Origin of the sequence: Halovivax cerinus (assembly GCF_024498195.1) — an archaeon.
GTDB classification, from domain to species: Archaea; Halobacteriota; Halobacteria; order Halobacteriales; family Natrialbaceae; genus Halovivax; species Halovivax cerinus.
Map to the genome: position 1 here is coordinate 3,391,014 of NZ_CP101824.1, position 20,862 is coordinate 3,411,875.

At 63.7% G+C, this 20,862-nt stretch carries 13 protein-coding genes; 6 read left to right on the forward strand and 7 right to left on the reverse strand.

Features of this window, described 5'->3' with window-relative positions:
• Positions 1 to 61: 61 nt before the first annotated feature.
• Complete coding sequence (locus NO366_RS16105) at positions 62 to 2,209, reverse strand: methyl-accepting chemotaxis protein (RefSeq protein WP_256531804.1); 2,148 nt, start codon at positions 2,207 to 2,209, stop codon at positions 62 to 64.
• Positions 2,210 to 2,956: 747 nt separating this feature from the next.
• Here NO366_RS16105 and NO366_RS16110 point away from each other — a divergent pair.
• The 5 genes from NO366_RS16110 (at position 2,957) to NO366_RS16130 (ending at position 10,551) form a co-directional block, all read left to right on the forward strand.
• On the forward strand, positions 2,957 to 3,787 hold the full coding sequence (locus NO366_RS16110; RefSeq protein ID WP_256531805.1) for a pantoate kinase: 831 nt from the start codon (positions 2,957 to 2,959) through the stop codon (positions 3,785 to 3,787).
• Positions 3,788 to 4,063: 276 nt separating this feature from the next.
• Positions 4,064 to 6,862: a DUF1508 domain-containing protein gene (locus tag NO366_RS16115; protein ID WP_256531806.1), complete on the forward strand. Its 2,799-nt coding sequence runs from the start codon at positions 4,064 to 4,066 to the stop codon at positions 6,860 to 6,862.
• A gap of 92 nt (positions 6,863 to 6,954) precedes the next feature.
• Positions 6,955 to 7,743, forward strand: coding sequence for a 4-phosphopantoate--beta-alanine ligase (locus tag NO366_RS16120; protein ID WP_256531807.1), 789 nt, complete (start codon positions 6,955 to 6,957; stop codon positions 7,741 to 7,743).
• A gap of 340 nt (positions 7,744 to 8,083) precedes the next feature.
• On the forward strand, positions 8,084 to 9,481 hold the full coding sequence (gene hflX / locus NO366_RS16125) for a GTPase HflX (protein WP_382273824.1): 1,398 nt from the start codon (positions 8,084 to 8,086) through the stop codon (positions 9,479 to 9,481).
• A gap of 140 nt (positions 9,482 to 9,621) precedes the next feature.
• On the forward strand, positions 9,622 to 10,551 hold the full coding sequence (locus tag NO366_RS16130) for a sulfide-dependent adenosine diphosphate thiazole synthase (RefSeq protein ID WP_256531809.1): 930 nt from the start codon (positions 9,622 to 9,624) through the stop codon (positions 10,549 to 10,551).
• Between the two features lie 180 nt (positions 10,552 to 10,731).
• Here NO366_RS16130 and NO366_RS16135 read toward each other — a convergent pair whose 3' ends face one another.
• From NO366_RS16135 to NO366_RS16155, 5 genes are all read right to left on the reverse strand, one after another.
• Positions 10,732 to 11,937 (reverse strand): PKD domain-containing protein, encoded by a 1,206-nt coding sequence (locus tag NO366_RS16135; RefSeq protein WP_256531810.1) that lies wholly within the window; start codon positions 11,935 to 11,937, stop codon positions 10,732 to 10,734.
• Entirely contained in the window at positions 11,934 to 12,476 is a 543-nt protein-coding gene (locus NO366_RS16140) for a hypothetical protein (protein ID WP_256531811.1), read from the reverse strand. The genes NO366_RS16135 and NO366_RS16140 overlap by 4 nt, the downstream gene beginning before the upstream one ends.
• Before the next feature lie 288 nt (positions 12,477 to 12,764).
• Positions 12,765 to 14,456, reverse strand: a complete 1,692-nt coding sequence (locus NO366_RS16145; protein WP_256531812.1) for a PKD domain-containing protein — start codon at positions 14,454 to 14,456, stop codon at positions 12,765 to 12,767.
• Positions 14,457 to 14,863: 407 nt separating this feature from the next.
• On the reverse strand, positions 14,864 to 16,588 hold the full coding sequence (locus tag NO366_RS16150; RefSeq protein WP_256531813.1) for a PKD domain-containing protein: 1,725 nt from the start codon (positions 16,586 to 16,588) through the stop codon (positions 14,864 to 14,866).
• Between the two features lie 153 nt (positions 16,589 to 16,741).
• Entirely contained in the window at positions 16,742 to 18,346 is a 1,605-nt protein-coding gene (locus NO366_RS16155) for a SagB/ThcOx family dehydrogenase (protein ID WP_256531814.1), read from the reverse strand.
• A gap of 126 nt (positions 18,347 to 18,472) precedes the next feature.
• On the opposite strand from NO366_RS16155, the gene NO366_RS16160 reads away from it, so the two are divergent.
• Positions 18,473 to 19,252 carry a DUF7001 family protein gene (locus NO366_RS16160; protein ID WP_256531815.1) on the forward strand — a complete coding sequence of 260 codons (780 nt, stop codon included), beginning with the start codon at positions 18,473 to 18,475 and terminating at the stop codon, positions 19,250 to 19,252.
• A 60-nt stretch (positions 19,253 to 19,312) separates the two neighbouring features.
• Here the strand turns inward: NO366_RS16160 and NO366_RS16165 are convergent, their stop codons facing one another.
• Entirely contained in the window at positions 19,313 to 20,362 is a 1,050-nt protein-coding gene (locus tag NO366_RS16165; protein WP_425493189.1) for a KaiC domain-containing protein, read from the reverse strand.
• Between the last annotated feature and the right edge of the window lie 500 nt (positions 20,363 to 20,862).

Genomic DNA, 20,862 nt, shown 5'->3' on the forward strand with positions numbered 1-20,862 from the left:
AGAGGTCGCGTAGCGACCTCGATACGCGAACGGTGAGCCCTCCGAAGAGATTCGTCGGGCGTCAGTCGTCGGATCGGGCTTCCGGGGGCGACGCGGTGTCACCGGGGGTGTCGAAGGTGTCCAGGCGTTCCTGGAGGGTGCCCGAGCGCTGGGCGAGGTCGCCCGCGCTCTCGGTCACTTCGGAGAGGGCCGTCGTCTGTTCCTCCGCGGCCGCCGCGGCCGTACTCGCCTCCGTGCTCACCTGTTCGCTCGCGGTTTCGGCTTCCTCGACGAGGGCGACGACGTCCTGGATCGACGCGGCCTGCTGCTGGCTCGCAGCGCTGATCTCCGCCGTCCCGTCGGACGTTTCCTCGGCGAAGGTCGCGATCTCGTCGAGCGCATCGACGGCCTCAGAGACCGTCTCCGCGCCGTGGATGACGCGCTCGCGCGTGTCCCTGATCTCGTCTGCGGTTCGGTCACCCTGACGCTGGACGTCGTCGACGAGCGTGTCGATCTCTTCGGCGGACTCCTGGACTTCCATCGCCAGTTCCTTGACCTCCTCGGCGACGACGGAGAAGCCTTCGTCCGACTCTTCACCGCTGCGGGAGGCCTCGATGTTGGCATTGAGCGCCAGCATGTTGGTCTGCTTTGCGACCTCCTGAATGAATTCGGCGATCTCTTCGATCTCTTCGATCTGTGCTTGCAACCGCTCGATCTCCGAGACGGCAGTGTTTGCGTCGTCGTCGATCGCGTCCATCGCCTCGATGGCGTCGCTTGCAGCCGTTCTCCCCGCTTGACCCGCATCGGCGGTACGCTCTGCGATTCCGCTCACTTCGTCCGCGAGGGAGGCCACCTCTTCGGTCGTCGCCGCGAGGGTATCCATCTCGGAGGAGACAGTCCGGAACGTCTCGTGTTGGTCCTCGGTGCTGGAGGAGATCCGCTGGACGGAGTCCGTCACCTGGCTACTGGCCGTCTGGACCTCCTGAGCGCTGGCGGTAACCTGCTGGCTGTGTGCGGCGACCTCCTCGGCGAATCGTTTCAGCTCGTCCGTGGTGGCAGCGATCTCGTCCATCATCTGGTTGTACTCGCACGCGATGTCGGCCATCGCCTCGTTCTGACTCGTCTCGTCCATCCGAGCCGTCATATCGCCGTCGGCGGCGTCGTCCATGACGTCACTGAACGACTCGGCTTTGGTCTCCAGGTGGGTCGCGAGCTCGGCGAGGTCGTCGCTTCTGGCCTCGGCGCGTTGCCGGGCCGCTTCGGTGTCCTCGAGCGACGTCGCCAGCGATCGACGCATGCTGTCGAATGCATCGTAGAGCTGCCCGATCTCGTCGACGCGACTGGAGTCGAGATCGACGTCCAGGTTGCCGGCTTCGAGTTCGTTCGCACGCGAAGCGAGATCTTGCAGGGACGAACTGGTGTTGCGACCGACGATCAGTCCGATCAGACCGAGTCCGAGGACGGCCACGGCGATCAGACCGATGAGCGATCGGGTGATGTCCGACTGCAGGGCGAACGCCTTCTGTTTCGATTCGTGCGACATCACGACCCAGTCAGTACCCTCTATCTTCGCGTACCCCATCACCATCACCTGGTCGCCGTGGTCGTAGTCTACGGTTTCCATACCGTCCATGTCACCGTGATCGCCGTGCTCCGATTCTCCCATGTCGACCTCGACGTACCCAGATTCGTCGGGGAAATCGACGTCCTCGTGGTGGACGTCGATCTTCCCGATCCTGTCGGTCTCGTGGCTGAGAACGACTTTGCGCTCCTGTTCGGTCATCACCTGGGTGGACGCAGAGTCGGACTGGGTCGGCGACGTCAGCTGTTCGGAGATCGTAGCCATGTCGAACAGGACGACGAGCCGAGTCGTCTCGTCGATATCCAGCACGATTGCGCCGGTATTCGAGCCCATATACTGGTCCTGATACGGACCGACGAGAACGGGTTCGGGTGCACGCTGGCCCTCGGTTTGCCAGTCCGGCTCGTCGATCGAACCGCTGGCCCCCTGGACCGTCGATGCGTCGATCGTCCCGTTCGCCGTATCGACGTAGTGAATCCCGAGAACCGCGTCGTCCATCGACTCGAGTTGCGTCTCCAGGAACGGTTCGATCAGTGCCGGATCGCCCTCCTGAAGCTGCGCGGCCTGCGACAGTAACACCGTCTGTCGCTGATTCGAGGCGAGTCGTTCCTGGATCGTCTGTGCCTGCAACACCGTCGCGTGTTCCATTTCACTCTCGGTATCCTCCTGGAGGCTCGCTTCGGTTTGGGTGTAGATCAGCCCACCAAACCCCCCAACGATGACCGCCACAACCAGGAGTATCAGTACAAGTTTGACCGCGTACCGACGCCGTAGCGCTGTGATCGGATCGAGTCCTGACACGTCTATCTGCGCGGACTGTTTCTGCGCCTGCAAGATATACTAATCGGAAATCACTAACCCGCCATCATTTTCGAATACATGAACTATTTCCCAGCAAATCCACATACACCAGTGTCATCGTACCGAGTGAGGATACAGCCGATAAAAACCTGCGTTCGACCGCCTCGACGAACTCGTATCGCCACACATAACAAACTGAAAATAATTGTGTGAGACTGACCTATCAGAGTTCTTATTGGCTAGGCCACGGGATTCGGACCGGTTCGGCACCCAGGAGAGTCGGACCGGCTCGGCGCCCAGGGGATCCCGGAACCGTGACCTGCCAGCGTCGGCGCTATACGACGGAACGGGTGAAGGAACGTCGGGTCGAAAACGACGGTGGCGTCGGAGTCGAGACGGGGTAACCGATCGACACGACGCCACTGGCCGAGACGAGCGACAGACGCAGTGTGTCGGCTCGGAGGCCGTCACACCGAACGGTTCCATCCACTCGAATCGTCCCGTCGGTTCGTTTTCGGCAGTCGCGGTCCAGGTGCGGAGACGACCGTCTCAGAAACACACACGTTATACCGGCGGGGTGGGAACGTATACCCGATGTCAGCGGAGAGTACGGCTTTCGTCCCGGGCCACATCACGGGTTTCTTCACGACCCATCCGGATCCGGATCCGACGAAAGCCGGATCGCGCGGGGCGGGCCTGACGCTCTCGGACGGCGTACGGGTGACGGTCGCGCCCGCATCCGAATCGATCGTCGAACTGGACGGCGAGCGGATCGAGGTACCACCCGTCGATCGGGTGCTCGATGCGCTCGACGTGACGGCGCGGATAGAAGCGACAGCCGCGCTTCCCCTGGGTGCCGGGTTTGGCGTATCGGGTGCCCTCTCGCTCGGAAGTGCACTCGCTGCGAACCGGGTGTTCGAGCGTGGCCTCTCGGCGAACGAACTCGTCACGATCGCCCACGGGGCGGAAGTACAGTCGGGTACCGGTCTCGGAGACGTCGTCGCCCAGGCTCGCGGGGGAATTCCGATCCGGCTCGAACCGGGAAGTCCGCCACACGGGTTGCTGGACGCGATTCCAAACCGCACGCGCGTGGAATACGTCACCTTCGGTGAGGTATCGACGTCGGACGTCCTCGAGGGAAATACGGACCAGATAACCCACGCTGGGAAGGCAGCCCTCTCGCGAGTCGTCCAGGAACCGACCCTGGGGTCGTTCATCTACGCCTCCCGTCGGTTCGCACGCGAAAGCGAACTCCTGACGCCACGGGTAGCGGACGCCATCCGGGCCGTCAGTGATGCCGACGGACAGGCGTCGATGGCGATGCTCGGGGATACCGTCTACGCGCTCGGAACTGGACTCAGCGACGCCGGCTACGACCCGAACCACTGCGTCACGCATCCGGCCGGTGCGACGCTCGAATCGTGAACCGGATCGGCGCGGTAGCGTATCGGCACGTCGATACGGTGAGTCCCAGTTCCGTTCACGGAAACCCGTGACCGTGGCGCACGGAGAAGCACCGCCACGGGATCGGAGGTCCGCCCCGTCTGTCGACTCGGTCGTGTGATGGATCGATGGATCGGTCGATACAGCGGCCCGGAAAGCGGTGCTTGAAGGCCGAATGACCCGACCAAAAACATATCCAAATTTCGATAGTTAGCCGATAATTTATTATGCTTCGTTTGAGTTATCCGGTCGAATCCCATGTCCTCGATACGGAATTTCAACAACACATTATTTCGATTGTATGAAAACTACGTCGGTGAACAGGAGTCGAAGAAGGACGTCTACGGCTACTGGCTGTTCGTCCTCGGGTTCGTCGTCGGACTGGTCGCCGTCGTCATCTACGCGGTGAACTACGGGGCCGTAGAACCCGGAACGCCGACGGAGCGGTTCATCAGCAAGGTCGTCGGTATCGTCGGTTCGGTCGGGGTGACCGTGATGCTGTTCGGACTGGTACTCATGCTCCCGGTTCGTCGGCGTGCGATTTACGCAAGCGTGGTCGGGCTCGTGATCACCTTCGCCGGTATCGCATCGTTCGGTATCGCCTACCCGTACCACTGGCGGCTCGACAGCCCGGCTGGAGACGATTACACGTTGCACGTGATCGCGCTCTACACGATCGGTATCGGTATCATCGCCGGAGTCACCGCACTCATTCCCGTCATTACGGGGCGGAAGGGTAAGTACGTCGCCGAGGAGGGCGCGACCGAGGATCCAGACATCCTGACGGGAGACGCACTCGACGGCGCTCAGTTCGCGGTCTTCCGGGACGAGAACGGAGACTGGAAGTGGCACATTCTCCACCTGGAGGCCCTCGCCGCCAGCGAAGAGAGCGCACTGACGCGTCCCGAAGCCGAAGAGGACATCGACATCGTCAAATCCCAGATCGGATCCGCCGGGTTGATGGAGCTTACGACCTCGGCGTTCCGACTCTACGAAACGCTCGACGGGCAATGGGAGTGGACGCTCGTCCGGGACGATGGGAGCGTCGTCGCGCGCTGTGGTGATGCCTTCGACAGCCGCGACGGCGCAGAGGAATCGGTCAGTTTCCTCAAGGATCAGGGGCCGGTCGCGGGCGTGATCGAGATCGACGACGCGGCGTTCAACTACTACCAGAGCCGCGACCGCTGGCACTGGCAACTACTAGACGGCGATCGAGAACCCCTGGCCGTCTCACCGACCGGGTACTCGAGCAAGGCCGACGCGAAGGCCGGTGCCTCAACGTTCGTCGATAACTTCGAAGACGCGCGCGTACTCGCAATGGAGCACGTCGCCATCGAACTCGTCGACGAATCGGACGGCTGGTACTGGCGCTTCGTCGGAACCGACGACGAAGAGATCGGTCGATCCGAAGACGCCTTCGACAGCCGCCGGGACGCAGAAGAGGCCGTGGAGTCGCTCCTCGAGGAGTTCGACGACGTGGCCGTCACCGTCTCCGGCGAGGCGACCTACGAACTGTACAACGTCGGGCAGGAGTGGAACTGGAGACTCGTCGGGTACGACGAACAGATCGTCGCCAGAAACCCGGAGGGTGTCGACAGCTACGAGGAGATCGAGCGAACGACGGACAAATTCGCGACCAACGTCGAGGACGCAGACGTCTTCGAGATCGAGGGAGCGCTCTACGAGCGTTACAAGGTCGACGACCACTGGCGCTGGCGGCTCGTCGACGAGGACCGCGACATCGTCGCCGCGAGTACCGAGCCACACGAGACGGCCGAGGATGCCGCGGACGCGATCGAGCGGATGCAGAACCAGGCGAGCGAGGCGGAGCTCATCGAGTTCGAGAACTCCGCCTTCCAGGTGTACGAAGCCGACACCGGCGAGTGGCGCTGGCGACTCATCGACGAGGACGGCAACGTTCTGGCCGACAGCGGCGCCGAACACGCCTCGAAGGGCGAAGCCGCCGAAGCGATGATGACGCTCAAAGAGCAGGCGCCCGACGCGGAGTTGCTCGAGATCGAGACCGCCGCGTTCGAGCTATTCGTCGACGACGGCGAGTGGGGCTGGCGCCTCATCGACGACGGCGGCAAGCTCATCGCCGAGGATCCGAACTCGCACCCGAACCGCCAGGCCGCCAAACAGGCCATGGACCAGCTCGTCGAGAACATCGACACGGAGAGTCGGACGATGGAGCGGGCTGCCTTCCAGACCTACGTCGACGACGAGTGGTTCTGGCGGTTCGTCCTGCCGGACGGGACAGTCGTCGCGGAGAGCGAGGAATCGGCACCGACCCGAAACGAGATCGTCGACGGGATCGATCGCGTCCGAGACGCTGCAGCCAACGCCGATCGCTCTCGAATCGGCGACCTGTTCGTCCAGCTCGCCGGCTCCGACGCCTGGCACTGGCGTCTGCTCGATCGCGACCGATCGATCGTCGCCGCCTCCGAGGTCAGCTACGACTCGCGCGACGCCGTCGAGACGGCGATCAACGACCTCCTCGCGGCCGCTCCGGATGCCCCGGTCTTCCACGTGGAGAACGCGCTCATCCGGCTGACGAACGGCGACGGCTGGACCTGGGACCTCGTCGATCAGGACCGCGACGTGCTGGCGACGTCGGGAACGACTGTCGACGACGAATCCGACGCGATGGACACCGTCGAGGAGATCAGACGACGGGCTCCCGCTGCGGGACAGGTCGACTTCGACGTCGCGTCGTTCGAGTTCGTCTCCGACGACGATGGCTGGACCTGGCGTCTCATCGACGAAGACGGCCAGGTCGTCGCGCGGTGTATCGAGTCCTTCGAGACCATGGACGAGGCCCGTACCTCCCTCGAGAGCATCCGTGACGTCATCCCCAAGGCGAGCATCCTGGAGATCGACGGCGTCTCGTTCGAACTCCACTACGACGACGAGGGCTGGATCTGGCAACTCGTCGACGAACACGGCGAGCCGATGTCCGAGAGCACGAAGACCTACGAGAGTCGAACCGAGGCCAGAGATGCGATGACCAACGTCAAAGTCCACGCCCCGGACGGCTGGGTCGAGTTCACCGAGTAAGGTCGCTCGAAGCCGGACCGACCGTCCGCCAGACGACGGCGAACCGTCCGGCAAACGGGGCGTTTTTGCTCGTCCGATCGCTGTTTCTACACGTGACCGATTACGAGACCGTCCCGTCGGCCGTCGACGACGAGACCGAGATCCCGACGGATCACCCTCGCTACCAGGATCTGCTCACCCGCCACCGGATCGAAGCGGGCGTCGAAAAAGGCATCACGCACCTGCAAGGCATGCACGCCGAAGGGCGCGGCAGTGCATTCGACTACCTCCTCGGTGAGGAGACGATTCCGAGCGCCGACGAGGCGGAACGGGCGGCGGCCGCCCAGTTACTGCTGGCAGACCACCCCGTGGTCTCCGTCAACGGGAACGTCGCGGCGCTCGTCCCCGGCGAGGTCGTCGACCTTGCGTCGACCGTGGACGCGGCGATCGAGATCAACCTGTTCAATCGCACGCCCGAGCGGATGGAGCGCATCGCCGCTCACCTCCGCGACCACGGCGCCGAAGACGTGCTGGGACTAGACGCCGATGCCCGAATTCCGAACCTCGACCACGAACGGAGCAAGGTCGACGCCGACGGAATCTACGAAGCTGACGTCGTCGTCGTCCCACTCGAAGACGGCGACCGAGCAGAAGCGCTCTCGGAAATGGGGAAAACGGAGATCGTCATCGACCTCAACCCGCTGTCTCGTTCCCCACAGGTCGCGGCGATCCCGATCGTGGACAACATCGTTCGAGCGATGCCGAACGTGACCGAGCACGGACGGGCGCTCGCCGACGCGGACGGTGCGACGTTGCGCGAGATCGTCGACTCGTTCGATCGCGAGGCGGCGCTGGCTGCGGCGGAAGACCGGATCCGATCGGGCGACCTCGCCGGCGAGTGAACCGGGCGTGTACGCCGGCCAGCGTCGGCCGATACCCGTCCACCTCCCCACAACGTTTTTATCACCGGTACCCGACAGTTTAGAGAGAGGACGATGGAGACCTCACTTCTTCCCTGAGTCGGGATCGACGCCGGCGGTCGCCCAGGAAGTCGATATCGTGACGCTCGCGATAGCTAGTCGATAGTCCACGCAGCGAGACCGATAGTCGGCGCCAGCGCCGATGGGTGACGAGGCTCGATTCACGCACCGGATCCCCGAGCCGCAGCACGCGCTCGCGGCCGTACCGCACGACGAACGACGAATTCACGACAGACACATGCAACGTAAATCAGATCGACGAATGGCATCGACGAGCGAGGAACCCACGACGGGTAGCGAAATGGACGTATCGACCGAGGCGGACAGTCCGCCAGGAGTCGAAGCGACGGGCGGGAATGGGTCGAAGCGGACCGCCAGTAAGGGGGTGGCGATCGTGGCCGCCAGGGAGAACCGGGCGCCGGTCGAGACGACCGAGATACGGCAGTTGACCACAGCGGCCAGATACGAGGTCGTCGACGCGTTCACGCAGGTTCGTCCACGAGATCCAGGGACGAACCTCGGCGACGGACTGGTAGCCGAGATCGCTCGGCGCACGGAGGAGACCGGAGCGAGTCTGCTCGTCGTCGACGGCGAGTTGACACCCACACAGACGACGACTCTGGCGGATCGCATGCCCGACGAAACGCGCGTCTTCGACCGATACAGATTGATCCTCGCCATCTTCGGCGAACAGGCCGGCCACCGTCGGGCACAGTTGCAGGTCGAACTGGCACGACTGCGCTACGACCTGCCGCGGATCAAAGAAGCGGCCGACGAAGGACTTCTCAACCGACGAACCGAGCGAGGAACGCCGTACTACGACGTCCGGGATCGCATCGATCGGCTCGAACGGAAACTCGACGAGTTGCCGACACCGGCCGAACAGTTTCGCGAACGACGTCGGCACGCGGGATTCGACCTCGTGACGCTCGCAGGGTATACGAACGCGGGGAAGTCGACGCTGCTCCACCGACTGGCGGACGATCTGTCGGTGACCGACGCGTCCCCGGCGCACCCGGACGAGACGGGCGTCGCCGAGATCGAGGATCGACTGTTCAAGACGCTCGAAACCACGACGCGACGGGCCACGCTACAGGGGCGACCGACGCTGGTTACCGACACGGTCGGATTCATCGGGGACGTGCCACACTGGCTCGTCCGGTCGTTCAGCGAGACTCTCTCCGAGGCGGCGAGCGCCGACGTCGTCGTTCTCGTCACAGACGGGGTCGATCCCATCGAGGAGTTCGAAGCGAAACTCGACGTCTCGCTCTCCGTCCTCGACGATCAGGACGTGGCACGTGGCGACATCGTGGTAGCTGTGAACAAGATCGACGGCCTGTCGCCGAGTGCGGTGGACGATCGCCGCCGGATCGCCGCCGACCGCGTCGATTCGGTCGTCACGATCAGCGCCGCCGAGGGGACGAACCGCGATCGACTGGTGGACGCGATAGACGCGCGACTCCCGTCACGTCGGGAGACGATCACCCTCCCGAACGGAGACGAGGGAATGAGCCTCCTGTCGTGGCTGTACGACCACGTGGTCGTCGACTCCGTCGCGTACGCGGACGAGACGGTCGACGTGACAGTCGAGGGGCGACCGGCGTCGATCGCGAAGGCGCGCGCCCGCGCCGACGCGATAGCTGCCGGCAAGGAATCGTGATCGCGACGGAACCAGGTTGGACGCACTGAGGCGTACGCCATTCGGTGGCGCGACCGCCGGAAACGTGTCGGTTTCGGCCGCACAGGGGGAAATCAGTGTCACGACACCTTTTTCACCACTGGTGAATAACACCGAGTTGTATGGACGACTTCGAACAGTTCAGCGACGTCGGCGAAGCGGACGTAACGCGCGCGATCGGTCAGGAGTGGACCGAGGAGTTCATGGATTTCTCGGACTCGGACGTCATCATCATCGGCGGCGGTCCGTCGGGGCTGACGGCAGCGAAGGAACTGTCGGAACGCGGGGTGAAGACCATGGTCGTCGAGAAGAACAACTACCTCGGCGGTGGGTTCTGGCTCGGCGGCTTCCTGATGAACAAGGTCACGGTTCGCGACCCTGCCCAGCGCGTTCTCGACGAACTCGACGTCGACTACAAACAGTCCCAGGACAGCGAAGGGCTGTACGTCGCGAACGGTCCGGAAGCCTGTTCCGGTCTCATCAAGGCCGCCTGTGACGCGGGTGCGAAGATGCAGAACATGACGGAGTTCACAGACATCGTCATCCGCGAGGACCACCGCGTCGGCGGCATCGTCATGAACTGGACGCCCGTCCACGCGCTGCCCCGGGAGATCACCTGCGTCGACCCGATCGCCGTCGAGGCCGACCTCGTCATCGACGCCACCGGCCACGACGCGATGGCCATCACGAAACTCGACGAGCGCGGCGTCCTCGACGCACCGGGTGTACAGGACGCGCGCGAGCGCGGCCAGGTCATGGACCAGACGGACTCGGACACCTACGGCGCGCCCGGGCACGACTCGCCCGGGCACGACTCGATGTGGGTCGGCAAAAGCGAGGACGCGGTCGTCGAACACACCGGACTCGTTCACGACGGCCTGATCGCGACGGGCATGGCCGTCGCCACCGCCTACGGTCTGCCCCGCATGGGCCCGACGTTCGGCGCCATGCTCGTCTCGGGCAAGCGTGCAGCCCAGGAAGCGCTCGACGAACTCGACGTCGACGCAGAGCCCGTCGACATCACGAGCCGGGCGACGCCAGCCGACGACTGATCGGCCGGCGAGTCAGACGGTTCGCGTTCTCCGTTCCGACGCCGGTCAGTAACGACTGTCCGGGAACGGCGGTTCGAAGCTGATCGAGTGCCTCCTTCGAATTCGATACCCGTCTCGGACAGCGGTCCGTACAAATCAGGAACGGAGGTACGTCTGTTCCCCGGAGGCCGTCGCGAAGGCTTACTGGGATCCGTCTTCGGCGATCGAGACGGAGTACTCACCCCAGCCCTCGGTGGCGTAGACCAGGATACCGACGTCGGTCGTGCCGGAGAGGTTCCCCGAGACGCTCTCCGAGGAGCCCGAACCCGCCGAGCGGTCGTCGTAATCGTCGCGCGTGGGCGTGCGACCGTCGTACGTGACGTAGAGGTCGAAGTCGGCGAAACCGGGCCCGTCTAGTTCGACCGTGAGACTGCAGGGATTGGTCGTCTGTGTCGCGTACGTGTGCACCGCCTCCGAGTTCCACCACGCGAGGTAGCCATCCGCGGCACCCGACGCGGATTCGGCGCCGCAGTTGTCGTCCTCCTCGACGATGACCGTCTGCGTGGTCGAGTCGGTCGCACCCGCGTCGTCGGTCACGGTGAGTTCGGCGGTGTACTGGCCGGCTGAGCCGTACGAGTGGGTGTCGGTCTCGCCACTTCCCATCGACCCGTCGCCGAAGTCCCACTCGTAGCCCGCGATCGATCCGTCGGGATCGCTCGATGCGGCCGCGTCGAAGGTGATCGATTCGTCGACCGCTGGATCGGTCGGCGAGATGTCGAAGCTAGCCGACGGTGGCTGGTTGCCGCCCTCGCCGTCGTCGTACTCCCAACTGTACTGGTTGGCGAGCGTCGTACACTCGGTCGGGGTGAGAACCTCCGTTCCGTTCGGTTCCTCACGCCCGCACTGGCCCGCAGCTGCGTGTCCGTCCTGGACGTATCCTGCGGTCATGGGCGAAATCTCCGCGCCTTCGAACACTTTCCCGAGGCTGTGTTCGTAGTCCTGTGCGTAGCCCATCTCCTGGACTTCGGGGAGGCTGCTGTTGATGAAATTGTGGAGCACCTCCTGGGAGAAGACGAACCCCTCCAGCATCGAGACACAGACCATCGGTTCGATCCAGGCGTGACCCGAGCCCTCGGCGATGCCGCCGTACCCTTCGGCGCCCAGCAAGTGCGAACCTGGCCCCTGGAACTCGCCGTTTTGCTGCAGCCACTGGCGCCAGGGCTGGAGCATGTCGTAGATCGAACCGGCCTGGATGTTCGGGTTCTCGTCCATGATCTGAACGTCGAACGCCGGAATGGTGGAATCGGCGACGATCATGTCGAGCGTCTCCTGGAGTCCATCAGCCGGCGTCTGGACGTCCAGTCCCGACGTGTTCGCGTAGACGTAGACGTTGAACGCATCCGTCATCGTGACTCACCCCCCGCAAACCCGAAGCTGTCGAAGTGGGTCTTCGCCATCCGCAACTCGTCTGGATACGCGACGACGTCTACGATCCGGTTGGAATCGCCGAGTCCGGCGTCGATCGAGAGCGAATCGTATCGATCGTCCGCGTCCGAAATCGCAACGGTCGCACTGCCGGCCTCGCCGAACGTCTGGATGACGGTCGAATCGAAGGTCGAACTGATCGAGGCGATTTTCGTAGCCTCCCACGGTGCGAGCGACACCGTCGTCCGATCGGTCTGTACGCCGACACCCGACGGCGATGTCCCCAGCCTGAGTTCGAGCGTCCGCGTGCGATCGCTGAGGTTCGACAGCACGACGTCCGGAACCGAAACAGACGATGCTGTCGACGGACTGCTGGCGTCAAGATTGAGCCCTGCGATCGGGACGAAGCCGGCCGCACCTGTGGCCTGGAGTACGCGTCGGCGTTCGATCGTGGGTTGTTCGTCGGTCGGATCGTCAGTGTGATCGTCACTGTCACCCATGAGAGACAGTAGTGTCGGCATTATATTTCAACTTTACTTTGAATAAAAAATGTATTCGTACTTAATAGATGAATATAAGTTATGTCTTATGATAGTTAGGGGCTCTGGTTCGATCGCGGAAAATGGCACGAGTAGGGCCCGCAGCGGATAGTTTCGAAGTCCCAGGCCGGCTACCGGGGTCCCGTATCACGAGCGAGTTCCCCGAACCCCTGTTGCTTCCCGTCCGTCTACGGTGCCGACTGGATCAGTTCTGCGAAGCCGAGACGACCGATGGAACGCCCCCGACCGTATCGGGCCACGACGGCTGGCTCATCGTCCCTGTTCGCCGATCGTCACCGAATACTCGCCCCAGCCCTCGACGCCGTCGACGAGAATGCCGACGTCGGTCGCACCATCGAGGCCGCCGGCGATCGATTCGCTGGCACCGGAGCCCGCCGAGCGGTCGTCGTAATCGTCGCGCGTGGGCGTGCGACCGTCGTACGTGACGTAAAGATCGAAGTTCGCGAAGTCCGGCCCTGCGAGCTCGATCGACACGCCACACGGATCGGACGTCTGCGTCGAATACGTCCGAACCTCGTCCGTGTTCCACCAGGCGAGGAATCCGTTCTCCGTGGTAGATTCTGACTCGGCACCACACTCGCCGTCGTCACTGACCGCGATCAGCTCCGACGCGGCGTCCGTGGCTCCGGCGTCGTCGGTGACCATCAGTTCGACCGTGTACTCGCCAGCAGACGCGTAGGCGTGGGTGGCCGTCTCCCCGCTTCCCGACGAACCGTCGCCGAACTCCCACTCGTAGCCGGCGATGGAGCCGTCCGGATCTGTCGACTCGCTCGCGTCGAATGAAACCGTCTCACCCACCGACGGGTCCACGGGCGAGGCATCGAACGCGGCCGAGGGCGCCTCGTTGTCACCGCCGTGATCCCCGGGGTCGGGGAATACGTACAGTTCCGTATTGGCGTAATCGTTCCCGATGAACGACTCCCCCGGGACGCCCACCTTCGCCGTCCAGAAGCTGACGTTGTTCTCCCGCCACCAGTAGATCTCCTCCGGGTTCGCTGGATCGCTGATGTCGTGGACACGGACGCCGCCGCTGTACCACGACGAGTAGAGGTAGTCGCCGACGATGTCACAGTTGTGCGAGGTCCGGGTTCCGCCCTCCGAAGGCGGATCGATCTCCGCCAGAAAGCTGGTGTCGGTGGGATCGGCAATGTCCCAGATTTCGACGCCGAGACCGTCACCGAAGGCCTCTTTGCCGATGATGATGATCGAGGCGTCCTCGTTGACTTGCACGTAGTGGTCGTTGTTCGGGAACATGTCGCTACCGTCGCGAACCGTCCCGATAAGTTCCGGATTGGTGGGATCCGAAATGTCGACCATCGGCGTCCCGTCGTTCCAGTACGCCATGTACATGACGTCGTCTTGTACCCAGAGATCGTGCAAGAGTGGGTTGTCGCCCAACCCACTCGGCTGGTATCGACCGATCTCGTCGAACTCGTCGTTCGAGACGTCGTACATGACGATCTCCGCTACGGGATCGTTGATGGCAAACGCGATGTCGTCGACGAGAAAACTGTTGTGGATGCCGAACCCGTTGTCGAACGCGTCCAGTTGTGTCGGGTTCGCCGGATCGGAAATGTCGTACAGGCCGATGTCGCGGCGGCCGGCGAGGAACAACCGGTCACCGTCGACTTTCGCGTCGAGAATTCCGCTGATTCCGGTATCACCGAGGTTGGCCATCACGGTCGGATTCGACGGATCCGAGATGTCGACCGTGACGAATCCGGTGTCTCGGGAGACGTACGCCACCGTGCCGTCGTCGCCCGTGACGGCCTCGTTCGTCGTGCCCTCAATCTGGACCGTCCCGAGCGGATCGGTCCTCACATTCGGTTCACGCGTCGCGGCCGCCGCTGTCGAACCACCGCCAATCGCGCCGACTGCCGCAGCCCCGCCGATAGACCGAAGCAGCGACCGTCGATCGAAGTTGATATTTGTTTCGCGCATCGAATAGAGTAATGCTATAGTAAGTAATAAATTTATACTATAGTAGTACTAATATATTTCTCGCGGAGGCGGGTAGTCGTTCGTGCGCCCGGGTCCTGCGGTGAGAGCCGAACCGATTACCGTATGCTACCGTTCACAGAATTCGAACCGCCGTTCTATCGGGACAGTCGGACGGGAGCGGGACCCCCGTCACATACCGTGAGCGTGTCGACGTGGTCGGCGAGTCGGTGTGGGTACATCCGTACGACGCGGCGGCCCCGTTGATAGAAATGCGGTGTGCGACTCGGCCCGTGCCGACCGGGGACGACAGTTCCGACAGCGGTGAAACCGAAGAACGACACGACGAACCGGTCTATCGATCGGTTCCGAGACGCGAAAAAAACGTACAGCGGTGCGTTGGATCGTGACTACGCGCCGTCTTCACTGATGGAGACGGAATACTCGCCCCAGCCGTCGGTCGCGTAGACCATGATACCGACGTCGGTGGTGCCGGAGAGGCTCCCCGAGACGGATTCGCTGGCACCAGAGCCTGCCGACCGGTCGTCGTAATCGTCACGCGTGGGCGTGCGTCCGTCGTAGGTGACGTAGAGATCGAAGTCAGCGAAACCGGGTCCGTCGAGTTCGACCGTCACGCCACAGGGGTCGGCCGTCTGGGTCGCGTACGTGGTTACCTCCTCGGAGTTCCACCACGCGAGGAAGCCATCCGCCGAGCCGGAGGCCGACTCGGCACCACAGTCATCACCCTCCTCGACGGTGAGCGATTTGGTGGTGGTGTCGGTGGCTCCAGCGTCGTCGGTCACGGTCAACTCCGCGGTGAGCATCCCGGTCTGCGAGTACGAGTGAGTCGCGGTCATACCGCTGCCAGACGAACCGTCGCCGAAGTTCCACTCGTAGCTGGTGATCGACCCATCGGGGTCGGAGGACGCACTCGCGTCGAACTCGACGGATTCCCCGACTGTCGGATTCTGATTCGAGATGGCGAAGTCGGCCATCGGCGGCTGGTTGTCGCCACCGCCGTCGGCCGGATCGGGGAAGACGAAGAGGCGGTTGTTGCCGCCCGAGATGCCCTCGTCGGTGCCGATGAAGAATTCGCCAGGAACGCCCACCTTCGCGGTCCAGAACGACGAGTCGTTGGATCGCCAGTGGTACACCTCCTCGGGATTGGCCGGGTCCGTGATGTCGTGGACCGTCACGCCCGCGTTGTACCACGAGGAGTAGAGGTGACCGTTCTTGATGTCCAGGTTGTGCGAGGTGCGCTCGCTGCCGGCCGATGGTGGATCGATGTCCGCGAGGTGGGTGGTGTCGGTCTTGTCCGAAACGTCCCAGAGTTCGACCCCGAGCGGAGTACCGCCCAGTTGCTCCTTGCCGATCGCGACGACCGACGCGTCCTCGGTGAGGATGACGTAGTGGTCGTTGTTCGGGTACCGAGAGCTCCCGTCGCGGACCTTCCCGATCATGCTCGGGTTCGAGGGGTTCGAGACGTCGAGCATCACGGTCCCGTCGTCCCAGTAGCTCATCCAGAGGACGTCGTCTTGTATCCAGATGTCGTGGAGGATCGACGCCCCGGAGAGCCCCCAGCTCGTGATCTCCGAGGGGTTGCCGGTGGAGATGTCGATGAGGTGAATTTGGGCGGCGGAGTTGTTGATGAGGAACGCGATGTCCTCAGTCATGTCTGAGTTGTGAATGGTGTAACTCGTCTCGTACCACTCGAGCAACTCCGGATTCGCGGGATCCGAGGTGTCGTAGAGACCCATGCCGCTGGGGCTCCCGTAGTTACCCGGCCCGACGGCGATGACGCGATCGCCTGCCGTCTTGACGTCTAGGACCTCGCTCATCCCAGTGTCGGTCCGCCGGGCGAGTTCCGTCGGGTTCTGTGGGTCAGTGATGTCGACGCTGACGAAGCCCTGATCGATCGCGACGTAGGCGGTCTGCTGGTCGTCGGAGACGACGCCCTCCGCGACGCCGCCGGAGATACCGAGCGTCGAAATCGGATCCTGCATCGCCGTCGCGTCGGCCGTCGACCCGTTTTCGCTCGCCAGCGCCCCCGTCGATCCGACCGCACTCGCAGCAGCGAGGCTGCCGGCGGTCCGTAACACTGTTCGCCTGTTCGGTTTCGAGTGATCGTCTGTCATGCATCAGTTCATGGATTCCGGGACACTATTAATCTATTTCAACTAAATATATATAAAATAATTAATCTATAACAACCCATATTTACGGTGGCGGACGCGGACGATCCCACAGAGAACGAACGACGACCAGACCGACCGATCTGGAACTGACGGTTATTCGACGGATTTGCGCCCGAACGCGAACAGCGTCATCGGATTCTGATCGGCCGCCCGCGGCGAGAGGTGAGCGGTAACCGGGTCGTCGTAGAACGTCAGCCCGAGTCCACCGAGGGTCCGATGGGCGTACGTCGCCAGATAGAGCCGGCCGAGCGTCAGTCCGGCTTCGAGCTGAGCGAGCCGGTACCCCCGGTTTCCGAGCGTCCCGACGATGCGGTCGACGTCGGCCAGCAGGTAGACGTTGACGTGCCCGTCACCCGCCCACGATTGGTCGAGTGCGACGTGGGTTTTCGTCTCGACGTCGACGGCACCCAACCGTTCGAGTTCGTTCTCACCAGGGTGGTAGTGATACGACCCGTCGGGGATTCCGTCGACTGCGGTACAGAGGACGTAGACGTCGAGAAACGCCAAATGCTCCGAATCGCCCCCGTTCCAGTCACCCGGGATCCCGCGCGTCGCCCGGTCCAGGACCGTCGCCACCTGTCGACGCGACGGTCCGTCGGTCGCGTACGTTCGACACGACCCACGACGGACGACGACCGGGTGAAGCGGCCGGGCACTCGCGGTCTCGTGGTCGACCGGCTCGAGATCGATACGTCGACCGGACCCCGCGGAGACACGCCCGATACCACGGCTCTCGCGAACACGCCGGCGCCAGTTCGTCGCCGCTTCGCCGTCTTCGAGCGTACTCGCGTCCCAGGCGTCGGCGATGTTCGATACCGGCACCGAACCGGACGACTCGGGCACGCGGGCCGGATCGATGGGTTCGACGGACGGATCGTCGGGTTCGACGAGCGAATCTGTAGATTCGGCGCTCGTCATCCCCTCGATCGGCGATCCCTCACCGATCGGGACCATCGCCGTCGTCCCTTCCGTTTCCGGGTCGAGGCCGAGCAGGTCAACGACCGGGTCCGCCGCGAACCCGGTGACGACGCCGGCCGGGAGCGAGAGACCGTGGGCGCACGCGAGCAGATTCGCCAGCACGGTCCCGCTGTCCCAGAACGCGTGTCGATACGTCCGGTCGGCGTACTTCCAGGCGTTTCGCCACCACACCGAGGTCGTGACGACCGTGACGGGGGCCGTCGAGACGCGTGTGGCGGGATCGTCGCCGGTGGACGAATCCCCGACCGCCTCGGCCAGGACGCCGCGGTAGTCACCCCGGCGCAGGACGTCCAGTCCGAATCCGGCCGGATCGAAGTGGTAGACGCCCGCTTCGAGCCCAGGGAGGGCTTCGCAGACGACGTAGCACTCTACGTGGTAGAGCTTCCCCGTACAAGACGCCGCCCGGAAGCGGTGTTCCTGGCCGTCGCTGTCGATCTCGTTCGTGATCCCCATCGCCTCGTAGCACAGCGTCGCGACGGTCTCGACGTCGATCGATTCGCGTTCCGTCGACGACGTCCCGGCGAGGGGATCCGTCCGGGTTTCGGTGAGAAGCGACAGTGCCGGGTCCCACGGCGGGGCGATTCCCTCGAACGCGACGAAGGGGCGATCGCGATACCGCTTTGTCGACGGCGGTCGAGTCGCCGGGTCGCGCACATCGGCTGCGTGGACGTCGTCGGGTGCGTGACTGGTCGCAGCGTGTAATTCTCGCACGTCCGTCATACCGAATCCAATCGGCCAGTCGACCATAGATGTTGGTGTCGAAACCGTTCGCGCTTCGAACTGGCCGAGTACTGGCGTCGTCACGCGGACCGCAACCGTTTCGAACGCGGTGGACGAAGCCAGACTATGCTCGAACGCGTCCGGCTCTATGACGCACCGACGACCGTCGTCGACGTCGACGAACTGGCGTCGTGGCTCCGTGATCGCCTCGCGGCGGCGTTCGACGACCCGCCTGAGATCACCGTCGAACCGCGGTTTCTCGACCGATTCGGCTCCGACGAACTCGCGCGAAGCTTCGCAGAGGCCAGGGTGCTGTCGCCGTACGACAGAGAGACGGGAAACACGATGCTCGGCACCGTTCGGTACGAGGAACGAGCCATGGAAGATCCGACACGGGAAGGTGGCGTCCTCTACGACGGAACCCAGATCCAGCGGTCACTCAACACGGCCATCCCAGACGACGAAACCGATCTCTCGACCGCCCACGTCGTCCTGCTCGACCGCGCAGTGGCCACCTGGGGTGACCACGACGGCCGGTGGCACAAGCGCGTGTCCATCCTCGGACACCCGGGAATCGTCTCCGTTCCCGGTCTCTACGAGGCACCGGCCAAACCGGACGCCTACTACAAAGAACAGCAGAAACACGCCCTCCTCTCCGGTGACACCCCGCCGCGAGAGGTCCTCGAGAACCAGGTGGACGGGGAGTTCCTGGTCGCGGACGATCCCCGGACCACGGACGCTCTCGAGGGCTACGTGCTGCAAACCGTCCACTACCTCGAAACGGGAGAGGCCTTCTGCGACGACGACAGCTGTCGGCTCTTCAACGCACACTACCACGAGGACCTCGTCTCGGCGCAGCTACGAGGGACGGACTTCTGCCCCCGCCACGCGGAGCGATACCGCTGAACCGCGTGGCGACCGACCGCCGACCGGTAGGAGCGGTTCGCACCGGTCCGTCCGCCGCGCTCAGAACAGGTTCGCCTGCTGGTGCACCGAGATGCCTTCGTTCGTGATCTCGTAGGGTTTTTTCTCCCGGGAGTGATTGGCGTCGCGGATCTTCTGTATCTCGACCGCGAGTCGGGTTTCCCGGAAGTCGTCGGGCCGGACGTACTGGAGGACGAATACGGCGTCTGTGAGGTACTCGACGATGCCGTGTCTGGACGCGTACGCGGTATCCCGCGCCGCCTCGCTCGTCATGAGGGCCGTCACACCGGCGGCCTTGAGGCTCGCCGTGAACTCGTAGACCTCGTTGCGCCGCCTGGCCTGATCGTCGTACATCATCTCGAGGAGTGAGACGGAATCGAGCACCAGTCGGCTCGCGCCGAAATCCTCGATGAGGGTGGGAAGCTCGTCCTGGATGGCGTCGAGATGAGTCGACATCTCGATCGGGTCGACGTCCACCACGGCGAGGTCGCCGGCATCGACGAACTCGTCGAAGCGCCACCCCTTCTCCGTCGCGCTGTTCACGACGCGTTCGCGGGTCTCCTCCAGGGTAATGTAGACCGCTCGTTCGCCGTTCTCGAGGCCGTGATTCAAAAACTGAAGACCGAGCGTCGTCTTTCCCGTCCCTGCGCTACCGATGGCGACCATGAGCGAGCGTTCGGGAATACCACCCTGAATCATCCCATCGAGACCGTCGACGCCGAGTTCGATGCGCGGAAGAGCGGACTCGACCGCTTCGTCGAAGTCGGGTTCGTCCGTATCGAGACCGAAATCCACGTCCGAGAACCCGTCCGGAGCGCTCGTCTCGTCGAGCTGTGGGACCGATACCTCCGAGAGAGCGTCGCCGAATCCCTGGTCGAACAGGGTCTCCTCATCCGCGTCCGACGCCGGCGTGTCGTCGGCGGCATCGCTCGCCGCCTCGCCGATGTCGTCGGACTCGGCGGAGGAGGATTCGCCCTCGTCCTCGGGGTCCGGATCGGTCGAATCACCGGTTTCCGTCAGGGCTCGCTCGAACCAGTCGTCGGTGAGTTCCTTCTCGGTCATCGGTTGATGGGGTCCGCCGGTGAGTGCCACGACGATGGGCGCCCGCGACCGGTCGTGACGGTGGGAGCACGTGGCCTGTCGCGATGGGGTCCGCCCGCGACCGGTCGCGACGGCGAGGTGATCCGTATCCGTTCGCGACGGTTGGGAGTACGTGCCCGGGCGCGACGGTGGGCCGGCTGTGTCCGTCCGAGACGAGGGGTTCGTCCGTGGCTGGTAGAGCGGCCAGTAGCCGTTCACGAACGTGGATGTGGGCGACGAAGTTATACGTTGTTGCCGTTCGTCGCAAATCGGTCGGTCACACCACTCGGACGGTATCCCTTTCGCGTGGGGCTCTCGATGCGATTTCCCCGAGGGCAGGGCTCTCGATGCGATTTCCCCGAGGGTAGGGCTGTTTCGGCACGAACTGGCGTATCGAACGAACCCAGGATCACATCGAACCGATTCTCCGTGCGCGTCGTCCACTGATCCCGACGGCATCATCGCCATCGATGGCGACGTGCCAGCAGACGGAGTACCCCGATATTCAGGGC

Coding starts and splice junctions, on each gene's coding strand:
- NO366_RS16105 (WP_256531804.1), bottom strand. CDS start 2,209: ATGGAACACGCGACGGTGTTGCAGGCACAGACGATCCAGGAACGACTC.
- NO366_RS16110 (WP_256531805.1), top strand. CDS start 2,957: ATGTCAGCGGAGAGTACGGCTTTCGTCCCGGGCCACATCACGGGTTTC.
- NO366_RS16115 (WP_256531806.1), top strand. CDS start 4,064: ATGTCCTCGATACGGAATTTCAACAACACATTATTTCGATTGTATGAA.
- hflX (WP_382273824.1), top strand. CDS start 8,084: ATGGCATCGACGAGCGAGGAACCCACGACGGGTAGCGAAATGGACGTA.
- NO366_RS16130 (WP_256531809.1), top strand. CDS start 9,622: ATGGACGACTTCGAACAGTTCAGCGACGTCGGCGAAGCGGACGTAACG.
- NO366_RS16135 (WP_256531810.1), bottom strand. CDS start 11,937: ATGACGGATGCGTTCAACGTCTACGTCTACGCGAACACGTCGGGACTG.
- NO366_RS16140 (WP_256531811.1), bottom strand. CDS start 12,476: ATGCCGACACTACTGTCTCTCATGGGTGACAGTGACGATCACACTGAC.
- NO366_RS16145 (WP_256531812.1), bottom strand. CDS start 14,456: ATGCGCGAAACAAATATCAACTTCGATCGACGGTCGCTGCTTCGGTCT.
- NO366_RS16150 (WP_256531813.1), bottom strand. CDS start 16,588: ATGACAGACGATCACTCGAAACCGAACAGGCGAACAGTGTTACGGACC.
- NO366_RS16155 (WP_256531814.1), bottom strand. CDS start 18,346: ATGACGGACGTGCGAGAATTACACGCTGCGACCAGTCACGCACCCGAC.
- NO366_RS16160 (WP_256531815.1), top strand. CDS start 18,473: ATGCTCGAACGCGTCCGGCTCTATGACGCACCGACGACCGTCGTCGAC.